The sequence below is a fragment of the Paraburkholderia bannensis genome (assembly GCF_014200455.1).
In the GTDB taxonomy this organism is placed as follows: Bacteria; Pseudomonadota; Gammaproteobacteria; order Burkholderiales; family Burkholderiaceae; genus Paraburkholderia; species Paraburkholderia bannensis_A.
Window position 1 is genome coordinate 156,652 of sequence record NZ_JACHBW010000009.1, and the last position, 14,571, is coordinate 171,222.

Consider the following 14,571-nt stretch of genomic DNA (forward strand, 5'->3'; position numbering starts at 1 on the left):
CGACACACTTGCACATCGGTAAGTTACACGTGAGTGTGCTATGCCCGAGAGCGTATCGAGGCGGCTTACACTATACTTCCCGGTTATGACTGGAAAAGACCAACCTGCGAAAACGCTACCGCGATCGGTACCGCTTCCGCGCACGTGGGATGCGCGCGCGGCGCGCTGGCTCGTCACGCCGCTCGTGCCGACCCGCGTTACTCCGAATCACCTGACGACCCTGCGCCTGCTGATCGGGCTCGCTGGCGCCTTCTATCTGGCGCGCGGCGACTTCCTGCACGTCAATATTGGCGCATTTTTGATCGTCTTGTCGAATTTCGTTGATCACACCGACGGTGAACTCGCGCGAATCAGCGGAAAAACCAGCCGCATCGGGCATTTCTACGATCTCGCGGCAGATGCTGCCACGACGATCCTGCTGTTCCTTGGCATGGGCTACGGCCTTGGTGTCGCAGCCGGCTCCGGCGCGAGTGCGGCCGAATGGCGCGTGTCGCCAGCCGTACTGGGCGGTATCGCCGGGGTGGCCGTCGCGGTAATCTTCTTCCTGCGCATGCGTATCGAAGAAATGGCGGGCAAAGCCGGCACGCAGCAGGCTTTTGTCGGCGGCTTCGAGACGGAAGACGTGCTGTATCTGCTGCCGCTCGTCACCCTCACCGGTATCGCATCGCCGTTCGTCGTGGCCGCGTCGATTGGCGCGCCGCTGTTCGCGGCTTACGTGGTGTTCGACTACTGGCGCGTGACGCGCCGCGCGGTCGGCAAGGAAACCAGTCAGGTTTGGATCAGCAGATGAGTGTGCAAGCAGAAGAAGAACAGGCATTGATGAGCCGCGGGCGTAGCGTCGGCGGCGAAGCCGCAGCGGCGGCCGGCGCACCCGATGCCTCGATTGGCCGCGCCCTGGGCGGTCTGGATTCGGCGCGTCTGCGCGACGAATACGTGAATCAGGGTTCGTTCCTGTACCTCGCCGAATTTCTGCCCGCGGAAGCGACGCAGAAACTCATCGACGCCGCCAACGCGTTGATGCCCGAAGTCAATCGCAATTTCATTCCCGGCCATAAGGCGGGCGGCAGCGTCAGCCGTCATACGATCGACCGCCTGCAGCCATACATCGCCGAGTTGTACCGCTCGCCCAAGCTGATCGCCTGGCTCGAAAAGATTACCGGCGACAAGCTCCAGCTTTCGCCTGAAGACGACCCGCACGCCTATGCGCTCTATTACTACACGCGCGCGGGCGATCACATCGGCTGGCACTACGACACCTCTTATTACGACGGCCGCCGCTATACGGTGCTGCTGGGCGTGATCGACGACTCGTCGTGCATTCTCGATTACGAACTGCACACCCGCGACCCGAACAAGGCCGATGAAGCCGGCGCGGTGCAATACCCGCCGGGCGCGCTCGTGCTGTTCGACGGCGACAAACTGCGTCACCGCGTCACCGCCAGCCGCGAAGGAGAGGTGCGCGTTTCGCTGACGTTCGAATACGTGACCAATCCGAATATGCGTCCGTGGCGGCGTTTCATCTCGAACATGAAAGACGCGATTGCGTACTTCGGCTTCCGCCAGGTGTTCCGCAAGGCGCTGCAATCCGCTACCGGCGGCGCTCGCAAGATCGGAGAGCGGGTGTGAGCCGGGTTGCCATCCTGCTGCTGTCGATCGGCACGGCACTCTTTATCGCGCTGCTGGCCTGGCAGGGCCTGGGCTCGATCACGAGCACGCTGGCCGCTGCCGGCTGGGGACTCGCGCTGGTCGCGGCGTTCCACGTCGTGCCGCTGGCGCTAGACGCGGGGGCGATCGCGGTGATGTTCAGGAAGGGCGAGCGCGTCGATCAACGCGACGCCTTGCTCGCGCGCTGGACCGGTGAATCCGTGAACAGCCTGCTGCCGGCCGGTCAGATCGGCGGTCCGGTGGCGATGGTGCGTCAGCTTGCGCAACGCGGCATGGCCATGCGCGACGCGGCGGCGGCCATCACGGTGAGCACGACGCTGCAGGCGGTCGCGCAGATCATTTTCGCGGTGTTCGGCATTGCGCTCTTTTCCGCCTATGCCGCCAACGGCGCGCCGCGCGATCTCGGCGTGGCCGCCATGATCGCCACGGTTGTGCTCGGCGGCATGATCGCGCTGTTTTACGTGGCGCAGCGCCGCGGCATGTTTGGCCGTTTGCTGCGTCTCGCGGCGAAGGTGTTCGGCAAGCGCGACTGGTCGTCGCTTGCCACGCGCGCCGACGCCATCGACGCCGCCGTCAAGGATCTCTACGCCGAACGCGGCCGCGCGGCTGCCAGCTTCGCGCTGAGTCTCGCGGGCTGGCTCGTGGGCACGGCGGAAGTGTGGCTCGCGCTGCATTTCCTCGGCCATCCGGTTGGCTGGATCGACGCGCTGCTGCTGGAAAGCATCGGCCAGGCGATCCGCGGCGCGGCCTTTGCCATTCCCGGCTCGCTCGGCGTGCAGGAGGGCGGTTATCTGCTGCTCGCGCCGCTCGTCGGCTTGCCGCCCGAGGCGGCGCTCGCGCTCTCGCTCACCAAGCGCGCGCGCGAAATCGTGCTCGGTCTGCCGGGCCTGCTGTATCTGCATCTGAGCGAACGTAGCTGGCAACGCCGGCGCGCCCCGCGCGTGCCCGCTGTCGAAATCGCCGATTGACCTTTTTCTCCCAAGGAACGTTGCGCATGCGCGCCATCATTCTCGCGGCAGGCCTCGGCCTGCGCCTTCAGCAACGCGCTGGAGAACAGTTTCCGAAATGTCTGCTGCAATTCGAGGGCGTGTCGCTGCTCGAACGCCATCTGCAGATGCTCGAATCGGCGGGCGTCACCGAAGTCGTGCTCGCGCTCGGCTTTCAGCCTGAACTGGTCGAAGCCGAACTCAAGCGCATCGGCTGGCCGCACAAGGTCGAGGTCGTGCTCAACCCGCGCTTCGATCTGGGCAGCGTGCTGACCGTGCACCGCACCGCCGAAGCCATGACGCGCGGTGGCGACGTGCTGCTGATGGACGCGGACGTGCTCTACGACGAGCGCGTGTTCGCGCCGCTGGTGGCGGGCGAGGCGCCGGCCAACCGTCTGTTGATCGACCGTGACTTCGAAGCAGGCGACGAGCCGGTCAAGCTGTGCCTGCGCGACGGCGTGCCGGTCGAACTGCGCAAGCAACTGGCGGTGGGCCTGCAGTACGACACCATCGGCGAATCGGTTGGCTTCTTCCGCCTGAACGAAGCGACGGCCAGGCGCTTTGCGCAGATCGTCGAAGGCTATGTCGATACGGGCCGGGCGAATCTGCCGCACGAAGAAGCGCTGCGCGATCTGCTGCTCGAACGCGGCGCGGAATTCGAAACGGCCGACGTCACCGGCGCGCCGTGGATCGAAATCGACTTCCCGAACGATGTGACGCGCGCCGCCGAACAGGTGCTGCCGCAACTCACGCCGGTGGCGAGCCGCGTGAAGCAAGTCGCCGAGTGATCTTGCGCTAGCGATGAGTAAAAAGGCCACCTGCACGCAGGTGGCCTTTCTGTTTGGGCTGCCGCTTCATCTGTTGTTGAACGCGCGCGTTTCGCAACACGGTGCCATAATGGCGGCTTTACGCCTTCAGCCGCGCTGATTGTCGTTCCTGCCCATGCCACTAGCCCTCGGCGCTTTCATCGTTCCGCTTATCGTTGCGTGCTCGATGTTCATGGAGAACGTGGACGCGACCGTCATCGTCACCTCGCTGCCTGCGCTGGCCCGCGATCTTGGCCACGACCCCATCACCCTCAAGCTTGCCGTCACGAGTTATGTGATTGGCCTGGGCGTGTTCATTCCGATCTGCGGCTGGGTGGCCGACCGCTTCGGTTCGCGCAATGTGTTTCGCACGGCCATCGGCATTTTCATGACGGGCTCGCTGTTGTGCGCGGCTTCGCGCTCGCTCGAAATGTTCGTGGCCGCGCGTTTCGTGCAAGGCATCGGCGGGGCGATGATGGTGCCGGTTGGGCGCATCATCATTTTCCGTTCGCTGCCGAAATCGGACTTCATTCGCGCGGTCAACTATCTGACTGTGCCTGCGCTGCTCGGTCCCGTGGTGGGGCCGCCGCTTGGCGGCTTCATCACCACCTATCTGCACTGGCGGCTGATTTTCTTCGTCAATATTCCGATTGGCGTGCTGGGTATCTGGCTCGCGAACCGGCATATCGCCAACATGCATGAAGAGCATCCTGGGCCGCTCGACTGGGTGGGTTTCTTCCTTTCGGCGGGCGGCGCTTCGCTCTTCATGCTGGGACTTTCACTGGTGGGCGGCGAACTGGTTTCCAATCGGAAAGCCGTGACGATGTGCGTGGTCGGCGCGCTCTTGCTGGCGGCCTACTGGTTCTACGCGCAGCGCGCCGATCGCCCCGTTCTCGATCTGAAATTTCTGCGCATCCCCAGTTTCCACGCGAGCGTGGCGGGCGGCTCGCTGTTTCGTATCGGACTGGGTGCGGTGCCGTTCCTGTTGCCGCTCGCGCTGCAGGAGGGGCTCGGCATGACAGCCTTCGCCTCGGGCGCGATCACCTGCGCATCGGCGTTCGGATCGATCTTCATGAAGACGATCGTCTCGGGTGTGCTGGGGCGCTTCGGCTTTCGGCGCACCCTGATCGTGAACGCCGCGATTGCGGGCGTGGCCATCGCGATCTACGGCGCGTTCTCGCCGGGCACGCCGGTGTGGCTCATCTGGTTCGTCGTACTGGTGGGCGGCATTTTTCCCTCGCTGCAGTTTTCGGGCCTGAATTCACTGGCCTACGCGGATATCCCCGGCAAGGACATTGGCCGCGCCACCAGTGTTGCGAGCGTGATCCAGCAGGTTTCGCTGGGCCTGGGCGTGACGATCGCGGGCATCGTGCTGCAGGTTTCGCATCGGCTACAAGGGCATTCGACCATCGTGTGGTCGGATTTCTGGCCGGCGTTCCTCGTGGTCGGCCTGTTCTCCGTTGCGTCGATTCCCGTCACCTTGCGCCTGCCTGCCACGGCGGGCGACGAGATCGCGCGCGGGCGGCGCGGGCAGGCCTGAACGGAGCCATGTGATCGCCATGCTGCTATCGGCGGATGGCCGGATCGCAATCGTTTTCTGTGCGTGCTATAAGCGTTGGGACCGGGTCACAAGCCAGGTGTTAGCTGGGCAAAAAAGCGCTATACGATGAACCGAATCATGGAGGTCACTCAATGAAGCTGGTCGATAGAACGAAAATTTCCGCTGCCGCTCTCGCACTCGTTTCACTTTCCGCCTTATCCGCAGGCTTTCTCGAAGCCACGCCGGCCTTCGCCAAGGACACGCAACAACATCCCGCCGTACTGAACGCCTCGGCCGTTGCCGTGGCGGACAAATACGCCGCCGATGCCGCCGAACAGATCTTCAAGGAAGGCGGCAATGCCGTCGATGCGGCGGTCGCCATCGCCTTCTCGCTCGCCGTGACGTATCCCGAAGCCGGCAATATCGGCGGCGGCGGTTTCATGACGCTCTATGTGAACGGCAAGCCGTATTTCCTCGACTATCGCGAGCGCGCGCCGCTGGCCGCCACGCGCACGATGTATCAGGACGAGCAGGGCAACGTGATCCCGGGCAAGAGCCTGTATGGTTATGACGCCGTGGGCGTGCCGGGCACCGTCGAGGGCATGTGGGAAGCACAGAAGCGCTTCGGCAAGCTGTCGTGGAAGCAGGTGCTGCAACCGGCGATCGAGTACGCGCGCGATGGCTTCGTCGTCGGCGAACTGCTGGCGAAGCGCCGCGAGGAAGCGTCCAAAGAGTTCGACGGCAAGACCAACTTCGACCAGTACTTCGGCAACATGAAGATGGGCGAGACCTTCAAGCAGCCCGATCTCGCCAATGTGCTTACGCGCATCGCCAATCAAGGCGCAAAGGACTTCTACGACGGCAAGACCGCCGATCTGATCGCCGCGTCGATGAAGGGCCACGGCCTGATCACGAAGCGCGATCTGCAGGAGTACAAGGCCGTCTGGCGTCAGCCGGTGGAGGCCAACTGGAACGGCTACGAAGTGATCACCGCGCCGCCTCCGAGTTCGGGTGGCGTGGGTCTCGTGCAACTGCTCAAGATGAAGGCCGATCTTGCGCCGCAGTTCAAGGATGTGCCGCTCAACTCGCCGCAATACATCCATCTGATCGCGGAAATCGAAAAGCGCGTGTTTGCGGATCGTGCGCAATATCTCGGCGATCCTGACTTCTACAAGGTGCCGGTCGCGCAACTGACCGACGACGCCTATATCGCCAAACGCGCCGCCGAAGTCGATCCCGACAAGCCTTCGGACACCAAGAGCGTGCAGGCGGGGCTCGGCACCTCGATGCCGGAAAAGGCCGAGACCACGCACTTCTCGGTTGTCGACAAATGGGGTAACGCTGTGTCGAACACCTACACGATCAACGGCTACTTCGGATCGGGCGTGGTGGTGCCGGGCGCGGGCATCGTGCTCAACGACGAAATGGACGACTTCTCCGCCAAGCCGGGCGTGCCGAACATGTTCGGCGTGGTTGGCAGCGACGCGAACGCGATTGCGCCGAAGAAGCGCCCCCTATCCTCGATGTCGCCGACGATCCTCACGAAGGACGGCAAGGTGTCGCTGGTGATCGGCACGCCGGGCGGCTCGCGCATTTTCACGTCGATCTTCCAGGTCATCAACAACATCTACGACTTCAAGATGCCGTTGAAGGACGCCGTGGGCGCGATGCGTTTCCACCATCAACTGCTGCCGCCCAACACGATCTTCTGGGAGCCGTACGAGCCGATCAACGGCGATCTGGCGAAGCAGGTCGAAGCGAAGGGTTACGTGCTGAAGGGGCAGGACTTCAACGGCGATATCCAGGCGATCCGTATCGATGGCGATACGCCTGAAGCCGTTGCCGATCCGCGTGGACGCGGTGTGACGCGCATCGTCCAGTAACGCGCGTGGATCTTGCCGGTCAGGGCTACCGGTTGCGCGCGGGGTCTGAAACCTTCCGCTACGAAAAGCTCGAACGCGATGCGCGTTCGTTCGTTGTATATCCCCTTCAATGAGGAATTCATTGCGAAGGGCATCGCATAGGGTGTTTTGACTGGGCAGCTTCGGCTGCCCTTTTTGCCTATACGACCGTGCGTATGCATCTCGATCGCTCGTTTCAGAAACCAGGCGTCAGCAATCGATCGCGGCTTGCGCGCGGGTCATCGGGCCGCGTCCATATCCTCGCGTGCTGCTTCGATCAAGGCCAATGCGGTCGGTGCGTTGCCGATACGCTCCACGGCGAGCAGCGCGAAGCGCGCGAGAAAAAGCGGCGCGTTGGCTTCGCCCAGTTCGGTCATGGTCTTGCACAGCCGCGTATAGACCGCGTCGAGTTCGCTGTCGGTCATGGTGTTCTCCGGTTTCGTTTGGTCGATTTGCTCAGGCGTGCAGCGCATGTTGGAGCGCGGCGTTTGCACGCTGCGCGAGCGTCGCGCCGCAGCCTTGCCAACGGCCCAGCACGTGACCGTCGGGCCGCACCAGATAGAGCGTATTGGCATGCGCGCCGTACATCGGAAAAAGGCGGCCCGTGTGATCCCAGCCGCAGCGACGCGCGACATCGGCGGGTGCGCGTCGTGCGAGCGGGATGAGCGTGAGCGGCACCGTGCATGACGTTTCGAGCGCGACCAACTCCGGGGGCACGCCACCTTCATCGCTGAAATACAACGCTGTGAAATGCGGGCCGACCAGATCGGTCATGTGGCCAGCGCGCCCGCGATTGCCAACGACACCATCGACAATCGTGACAGGACACTCGGACAGCACCGCGCCCGGCGCTGGACCGCTGACGAGCGGATCCGAAACTGCGTTGAGCGGCGAATCTGTGTACGCGATCGCCGATGTCTGGCGCGGATTGATCAGCGAACGCACGCCCGGATGTCGCGCGGCGAGGCTCAATACCGCCGTGCGCATCAGTTCGAATGCGAACGAGGGCGGCGCCATGAATTCCGTGCTCTTCGTGCCGTAGCTGAGGTTCTCGTGCGCGGCGAAAACGCGCTCGTCGGAATAGCTGTCGAGCAGGCGCGCGTCGGCGCGACCGTTGACGACCCAGGCGAGCTTCCACGCGAGATTGTCCGCATCGTCGATGCCGGAGTTTGCGCCGCGCACGCCGAAGATCGGCACGAGATGCGCGGCGTCGCCTGCGAACAGCACGCGAGCGTGACGATAGCGTTCGAGCGTGAGGGCGTTGGCCTTGTAGATCGTGATCCAGATGGGGGACCAGGCCGCGGTTTCGCCCATCATGTCGAGCAGGCCCTGCACGCGCGGCAGCACGTTTTCGGGCTTGACGGCGGCTTCGGCGTCCTCGCCGTCGCGCAACTGATAGTCGATGCGCCAGACGTTGTCGGGCTGCTTGTGCACAAGCACGGTCGAGCCGGGATTCGATGCCGGATCGAACCAGGCGAGGCGTTCCGTGGGGCGCGCGCTGTCGAGCAGGATATCGACGATCACATAGCGGCCTTCGTAGCTCGTGCCCGCGAGGTTGAGGCCCAGCGCCTCGCGCACGGCGCTGCGTCCGCCGTCTGCCGCGACCAGCCAGTCGGTCTGCGTTTCGTAGTCGCCCAAGGGTGTCGAGAGCGCTAGCGTCGCGCCATGCGCATCGTGCTGCACCGAGGTCACTTTCGTGCGCCAGCGAATCTCGATCAGATCCGCGTGGCGCTCGGCGGCATCGAGCAGGAATTGCTCGATGTGATACTGCGCGAGATTGACCATCGGCGGCAGCTTCTGGTTCTCGTCCTGAGGCATGGTGAAGTGCAGGACTTCGTGTTCGCGATAAAAGCTGCGCCCGCCGGTCCACGGCAAACCTTTGGCGAGAAAGCCGTCCAGCGCGCCAAGACGCTCGATGATCTCCAGGCTGCGGCGCGAAATGCAGATGGCCCGGCTGCCTTCGCATACCGATGCATCGGCTTCGATCAGCACCGAGCGCACGCCATGTTTCGCGAGGCCCAGCGCGATGGCGAGTCCAACCGGGCCGCCGCCGACGATCGTCACCGCGTGACGTTGCGCTTCACGGCGGGCTACGCGGTCATCTTTGCGGTCATCGACGAGTTCGGGCAGGCGGGCGTCGTACTGCTTCGCCTCGAAGGGATAGGGTTTGAATTGCGCGCTCGTGGGGTCGCTCATCGCACGGTGTCTCCGACTGGAAATTTTTGTTCGCGCGCGGCGCAAGGCGCACCGCGCGGCGCCGCAGGCTTCAATAGCTCACGGCGATGGAGCGAGTATGGCGGGCAAGGGAGGCGGCGCTGTCCTCATTTTGGGTACAGCGCGCCGGATGGCGCTCAGCGTACGTCGTTGGCGAGGCACAGCGCGAATAGCTGGCGCTGGCTCGAAATCCCCAGGCGCAGATACGCGCGCTTCTGATAGGTGACGACGCTGCTGGGCTTCACGCCCATGCTATCGGCGATTTCGGCCGCGCTTTGGCCTTCGAGCACGCCGCGCAGCGCATCGAGTTCCCGCTTCGAGAGCGCGGGACACAAACTGCGTAGCCGCGCCAGCATCAGTTGCGGAATACCCAGTTGGCTCTGGCCGCGCAGCGCGTAATGATGCTTGGTGGCCTCGCCGATGAGGGGCGCGAGCGATTCGACCAGTTCCACTTCGCCGGGCTGAAAATTTCCGGCGTCCCGCTCGCGATAGAGATTGACCGAGAGCCAGATATCGGCGGCGGGCTGCATGAGCAGGGAGAGCCGATCGGAAACATTCGGCGTGCTGTAGCAGGTCTGGCGATAGCCGTCGTGTGCGATGTCGTCGCTCGATTGCCAGTGCAGCACCATTGACGAAGACTGGTCCGCGCCGCTGCCGAAGTGGCCGACGTGCCCGTCGTCGCCGGTGACGATGCGCTGATTGCCGTCGAGTGCGTAGAAAAGGCGCGCGTAGGTGTCGGCGACGTCACGTAGAAAGCGCCCGCCGCGATGGTCGGCCACCGAAACCGTGCGTGGCCGGTTGCCGAACTCGTATGCGAAGACCGTGCATTGCGATACCGACGTCGCTGGGCCGAGCAGATTCAGCACTTCGGCGGCGAGCGCATTGGCGTTATCGCCGCCGATTGCGGCAACCAGGCCGGTGACGCGGGCGAGGTCGAATGAGCTGGATAAACCTGCCTGTCGAGGCCGGTCGAGACGCCAGTAACGCATTTTTCGTATCGGAAAACGGTCGGAGCGAGGCAGAAAAACAACAGAGCGCAGCGTTCGAGCGTAGCACTGAACGGGCGCGCTGCGTGAGCCGATTCACGCAGGGAAAGCACCATTTGGCGTGATCGATACCCGTTTCGACGGCACGGGCAACGGCTGCGCTGCAAGCAAGAATTCGCCCACTTGCGGTACTCTCCGTATTTGCGCCAAAAAGGCGCAAATGTTTCCTTTCTTCTCAGATTGCTTCAAGCCGGAAACCCCGCCATGTGGACTCTCCCCAGCGCCATCCCGCCCGATTTTGGCACCGGGGCGGTATTTCTCAGCGTGCTCGTGACGCAACTCGGCGTGCCGGTTCCTGCCGCGCCGGTGCTGATCCTGGCGGGCACGATGGCGGCCGGCGGGGAAGCTTCGTATGGGAATCTGCTGCTGGCGGCGGTGGTGGCCACGCTGTTCGCCGATTCGCTCTGGTTCTCTGCGGGGCGCCTGCGTGGTCGCCGCCTGCTCAACGGCCTCGTGCGTTTCTCGCTCTCGCTCGATACGACGATTCGCGTTGCGCGCAACGTGTTCGAACGCCACGGCGCGCCGATTCTCGCGGTGGCGAAGTTCGTGCCGGGACTCGGTCTGATGTCCGCGCCGCTGCTCGGCACCACGTCGATGGACGTGCGGATTTTTCTGCTCTGGGACGCCATTGGCGCGACGCTTTGGGCCGGCACCTGGCTGATCGGCGGGGCCGCGCTGCATACGGAAATCGCGCGCTTCGCGATGTTCGTGCGCGCCAACGGCTGGACCATTTTCGACGTGCTCGCGGCCGCGGGCGTGCTGTTTCTCGCTTATCGCTGGGTGCGCCGCCTGCAGTTGCGCCACTGGCTCGCCACGCACCGCATTTCGCCCGATCAGCTCGACGAGATGATGAAATCCGCCGCGCCGCCGATCGTTTTCGATGCGCGTCCGCAGGCCGTGCGCGAGAAAGAGGCGTATCGCATTCCGGGCGCGCAGCCGCTCAATCTCGATTCGAGCGAGGCGCTGCCCGCCGAACTGATCGCGCGTCCCATCGTGGTGTATTGCGTCTGCCCGAACGAGGTGACGGCCAAGCGCATCGTCAACCGTCTGCGCGACAAGCACATCTATCACGCGCATGCGTTGCGCGGCGGGCTCGATGCGTGGGAGCGGCGCGGTTATCCGGTCGAGCCGCTGTCGTCGGAATTCCATCGCGCGCACGGGCTGACCGACGAGGAATTCGAAGGCGGGTTCGAAACAGACGCCGGGCAGGAATTCACGGTGCGCGCGAGCCTTTCCAAGTAAGACCGCTTGATGTCGCGCGATGCCAAGGCTTCGCGCGACATTGACCTGGACGCGTCAATCGAGCGCGATTCTCGCGTCGCACACATCTCATGCGCGCTGGCGGCGCGAACCGCCGCCGACATTGCGGCCTGCATCGTGCGCCATCTGTGCATATCTGGAACAGCAGCGGCATCAGATACGGCGCTGCGCCAATGCCGATGCGCGTGAAAATACGAACGCGCTTTATGCACAGCCTCCAGCGGGTGTCCAGGCGGCTGGAAGATCGCGACGGGCACGGGGCAGCGCCACGGAGAGGCGCGTACACTCATCGGCGCTTCTTCAACGCACGATTTGTGGAGGATAGGAAATGGAATACCGTTTTCTGGGCGCGTCGGGCTTCAAGGTGCCGGTGCTGAGCTTCGGCACCGGCACCTTCGGCGGCAAGGGCGAGTTCTTCGAGGCGTGGGGCGCGACCGATGTGGCCGAGGCGAGCCGCCTGATCGACATCTGCCTCGATGCGGGCGTGACGATGTTCGATACCGCGGATATATACTCGCGCGGCATCTCGGAGTCGGTGCTCGGCGAGGCGCTCAAGGGTCGTCGCGACAAGGCGATCATCTCGACCAAGGCGACGTTTCGCTTCGACGATGACGACGCCAACAACGTCGGCTCGTCGCGCTTTCATCTGAAGCGCGCCGTCGACGCTGCGCTCAAGCGTCTGCAAACCGACTACATCGACCTGTTTCAGCTGCACGGCTTCGACGCGAGGACACCCGCAGAGGAAGTGCTGTCGACGCTCGACGAACTGGTGCGCGCGGGCAAGATTCTCTATACCGGCGTGTCGAACTTTTCGGGCTGGCACCTGATGAAGTCGCTGGGCGTGGCGGACCGCTACGGCTATCCGCGCTATGTCGCCAATCAGACCTATTACTCGCTGATCGGGCGCGACTACGAATGGGAGTTGATGCCGCTTGGCATCGATCAGGGCGTGGGCGCGGTGGTGTGGAGCCCGCTCGGCTGGGGGCGTCTGACCGGCAAGATTCGCCGCGGCCAGCCGCTGCCGCAGACGAGCCGCCTGCACAAGACGGCCGAGCAGGGGCCGCCGGTTCCCGATGAATATCTGTTTCGCGTGCTCGATGCCATCGACGAAGTGGCGCAGGAAACCGGCAAGACTGTGCCGCAGATCGCGCTGAACTGGCTGCTGCAACGGCCAACGGTATCGACCGTGCTGATCGGCGCGCGCGACGAAGCGCAGTTACGCCAGAACCTGGGCGCGGTGGGCTGGAATCTCACGGCCGAGCAGGTCGCGAAGCTCGACGCCGCGAGCGCGGTGCGGCCCGTGTATCCGTACTGGCATCAGGAAGGGTTTAGCGAGCGCAATCCCTCGCCGGTCTGACGCTGCCCGCGCCGCACGCTATGCGGTAGCGATTCACTCGGACTCGGCGGAACGCAGGATTTGCGCTGCGCCGAGGTGGATCGCCAGCGCGTAGAAGTCGCGCTCGGCGAGATTGGCGGCCTTGGCGATCGCCATGGCGCGGTCGTGGTCGTGCGGATGCAGCAGCAGTTTGACTTCGATCTTGGCGGGCGGCTTGAGGGTGAACTCCATGGCACATCTCCATCGGTAATCGGGCGCATAGCCCGTGTCGGGTGCGAAGCCCATTACCGGCCGCCAGTGTTCGCGCAAGCGCGAGCCGTTCGCCGCGGCTGACGCTGTGGCGCTGAGAACGGCAATTGACGTGGAGTGGGCCTGAGATTCTGGCCGTCGCGCCATAAAGGGCGCGACGGCGCGATGCGCGTGCCGGCGTTAGCGCGGCGCGGGCGCTCGTCCTGCGACTGCAAAAGAAGCAAAAGGACTGCGGGTGAAGCGGGTATTCGGTGTCTTGTACGGCGGATACGGCAGGCAAGCACACTGCATGGGTAACCAACCTCCAGAATTATTTTTCTGCTGCGGTCGGGCACCGCATATGGTACGGACCAGAGTATAGCCAGATCCGGGACTAGGGTAAACACTTAGATCGTTACCTGATCGTCAAATCATTGTTGCAGCAGATGAGAAGATCGAGCGTCAATACCGGACGGCGCCAGCGTGGCGCGGTCCGGTACGGGGTAATAGCGGGGGAACGACAGAGGAACGGCAGGGGACGGGCGGCGACGCCGCCCGGATGGGCTTGATTGCGTAGGCGTTTTAGCCCGTGGTGTCCTTGCGCAGGCGCGCGCGCGCCTCGCCGAGCGATTCGAAGCGGCCGTGTGTGTCGTCGAAGATCGAAACCGTGCCCTGGCCGATGTCGTACACCCAGCCCTGCAACTGCAGCTGGTTCTGCGCCGTGCGGGCCGCGACGGCCGGGTGAGTGCGCAGGTGCGTAAGCTGGAGGCGGACGTTTTCTTCCACCAGCGCCTGCACGATCTGGTTTTCGTCCAGGCCGCGCGTCTGCACCACGCTGCGCGCCGCTTCGGCATTGCGCAGCCAGGCGGTGACCGTGGGCATGCCGGCGGTCGCCGCACCACCCGAGGCCAGGCCCTTCATCGCGCCGCAGTCGGTATGGCCGCACAGCACGATCTGCTTGACGTTCAGCGCCATCACGGCGAATTCGACCACGGCCGACACGCCGCCGAGCATCTCGCCGTAAGCCGGCACGATATTGCCGATGTTGCGGCACACGAACAGCTCGCCGGGACGCGCCTGGGTGATCATTTCCGGCGACACGCGCGAGTCGGCGCAGGTAATGAACAGCGTATGCGGGGCCTGACTATGGGCGAGGCTGCGGAACAGGTCCTGGTTGCCCGGGAACACCTGATGAGTGAACTCGTCCACGCCGTCGAGGAGGTGCAGCAGATCGCAGCCGCACGATTCGGAGTGTTCGTCGTGCGAGTGGTTATGTTCTGGCATGGAAGTTTCTCTCTCTTTATCATCAATCGACACAATCGAATGGCACAGCGGGAGTTTACGCCGGGCCGCCGCGTTTCAGGTTGGAAACAAGCGGACGGGCGTGCGTTTTTCCCGTTTCCGATCATCGCCTGAGCGGATGAACCGGGCGCTACCTGAGCATTTGAAAGCGTATTTTCTCACGCACCGTGCATTCGCTGCAGCACATCAAAAGCTATGTTCCGCATCGGCGCGGCGTGGTGCGAGGGCTTTTGTCATACGACCGGCCAGTCGGTCTTCAGCGCCTGTGCGCATGGCTCCGAGGCCGG

14 protein-coding genes are annotated in these 14,571 nt (G+C 63.9%); 9 read left to right on the plus strand and 5 right to left on the minus strand.

Annotated features, from left to right (window positions below; genetic code table 11):
* Nucleotides 1-85: 85 nt before the first annotated feature.
* The 6 genes from F4827_RS16710 (at nt 86) to ggt (ending at nt 6,880) form a co-directional block, all read left to right on the plus strand.
* On the plus strand, nt 86-790 hold the full coding sequence (locus tag F4827_RS16710; RefSeq protein ID WP_183725071.1) for a CDP-alcohol phosphatidyltransferase family protein: 705 nt from the start codon (nt 86-88) through the stop codon (nt 788-790).
* Entirely contained in the window at nt 787-1,626 is an 840-nt protein-coding gene (locus F4827_RS16715; protein ID WP_183725072.1) for a 2OG-Fe(II) oxygenase, read from the plus strand. Before F4827_RS16710 ends, F4827_RS16715 begins: the two co-directional genes overlap by 4 nt.
* Nucleotides 1,623-2,633: a flippase-like domain-containing protein gene (locus F4827_RS16720; protein ID WP_183725073.1), complete on the plus strand. Its 1,011-nt coding sequence runs from the start codon at nt 1,623-1,625 to the stop codon at nt 2,631-2,633. The genes F4827_RS16715 and F4827_RS16720 overlap by 4 nt, the downstream gene beginning before the upstream one ends.
* 26 nt (nt 2,634-2,659) lie before the next feature.
* A complete protein-coding gene (locus F4827_RS16725) occupies nt 2,660-3,439 on the plus strand; it encodes an NTP transferase domain-containing protein (protein ID WP_183725074.1) in 780 nt (259 codons plus the stop codon).
* A gap of 154 nt (nt 3,440-3,593) precedes the next feature.
* Nucleotides 3,594-4,997 (plus strand): MFS transporter, encoded by a 1,404-nt coding sequence (locus F4827_RS16730; RefSeq protein WP_183725075.1) that lies wholly within the window; start codon nt 3,594-3,596, stop codon nt 4,995-4,997.
* A gap of 152 nt (nt 4,998-5,149) precedes the next feature.
* On the plus strand, nt 5,150-6,880 hold the full coding sequence (gene ggt / locus F4827_RS16735; RefSeq protein WP_183725076.1) for a gamma-glutamyltransferase: 1,731 nt from the start codon (nt 5,150-5,152) through the stop codon (nt 6,878-6,880).
* 257 nt (nt 6,881-7,137) lie between these two features.
* Here the strand turns inward: ggt and F4827_RS16740 are convergent, their stop codons facing one another.
* The 3 genes from F4827_RS16740 to F4827_RS16750 all read right to left on the minus strand — a co-directional run bounded on the left by F4827_RS16740 (nt 7,138) and on the right by F4827_RS16750 (nt 10,101).
* Entirely contained in the window at nt 7,138-7,323 is a 186-nt protein-coding gene (locus F4827_RS16740) for a hypothetical protein (RefSeq protein WP_183725077.1), read from the minus strand.
* A 31-nt stretch (nt 7,324-7,354) separates the two neighbouring features.
* On the minus strand, nt 7,355-9,094 hold the full coding sequence (locus F4827_RS16745) for an FAD-dependent oxidoreductase (RefSeq protein WP_183725078.1): 1,740 nt from the start codon (nt 9,092-9,094) through the stop codon (nt 7,355-7,357).
* 155 nt (nt 9,095-9,249) lie between these two features.
* A complete protein-coding gene (locus F4827_RS16750; RefSeq protein WP_183725079.1) occupies nt 9,250-10,101 on the minus strand; it encodes a helix-turn-helix transcriptional regulator in 852 nt (283 codons plus the stop codon).
* A gap of 261 nt (nt 10,102-10,362) precedes the next feature.
* On the opposite strand from F4827_RS16750, the gene F4827_RS16755 reads away from it, so the two are divergent.
* Entirely contained in the window at nt 10,363-11,400 is a 1,038-nt protein-coding gene (locus F4827_RS16755; RefSeq protein ID WP_183725080.1) for a VTT domain-containing protein, read from the plus strand.
* 346 nt (nt 11,401-11,746) lie between these two features.
* Entirely contained in the window at nt 11,747-12,775 is a 1,029-nt protein-coding gene (locus F4827_RS16760; RefSeq protein ID WP_183725081.1) for an aldo/keto reductase, read from the plus strand.
* Between the two features lie 33 nt (nt 12,776-12,808).
* On the opposite strand, the gene F4827_RS16765 is transcribed toward F4827_RS16760, so the two are convergent.
* Together F4827_RS16765 and F4827_RS16770 are read right to left on the minus strand one after the other, a co-directional pair.
* Entirely contained in the window at nt 12,809-12,985 is a 177-nt protein-coding gene (locus F4827_RS16765; protein WP_183725082.1) for a hypothetical protein, read from the minus strand.
* 579 nt (nt 12,986-13,564) lie between these two features.
* A complete protein-coding gene (locus F4827_RS16770; RefSeq protein ID WP_183725083.1) occupies nt 13,565-14,266 on the minus strand; it encodes a carbonic anhydrase in 702 nt (233 codons plus the stop codon).
* Here F4827_RS16770 and F4827_RS34940 point away from each other — a divergent pair.
* Nucleotides 14,174-14,398 (plus strand): hypothetical protein, encoded by a 225-nt coding sequence (locus F4827_RS34940; RefSeq protein ID WP_183725328.1) that lies wholly within the window; start codon nt 14,174-14,176, stop codon nt 14,396-14,398. The two genes, F4827_RS16770 and F4827_RS34940, sit on opposite strands and share 93 nt — an antisense overlap.
* The last annotated feature ends 173 nt before the right edge of the window (nt 14,399-14,571 follow it).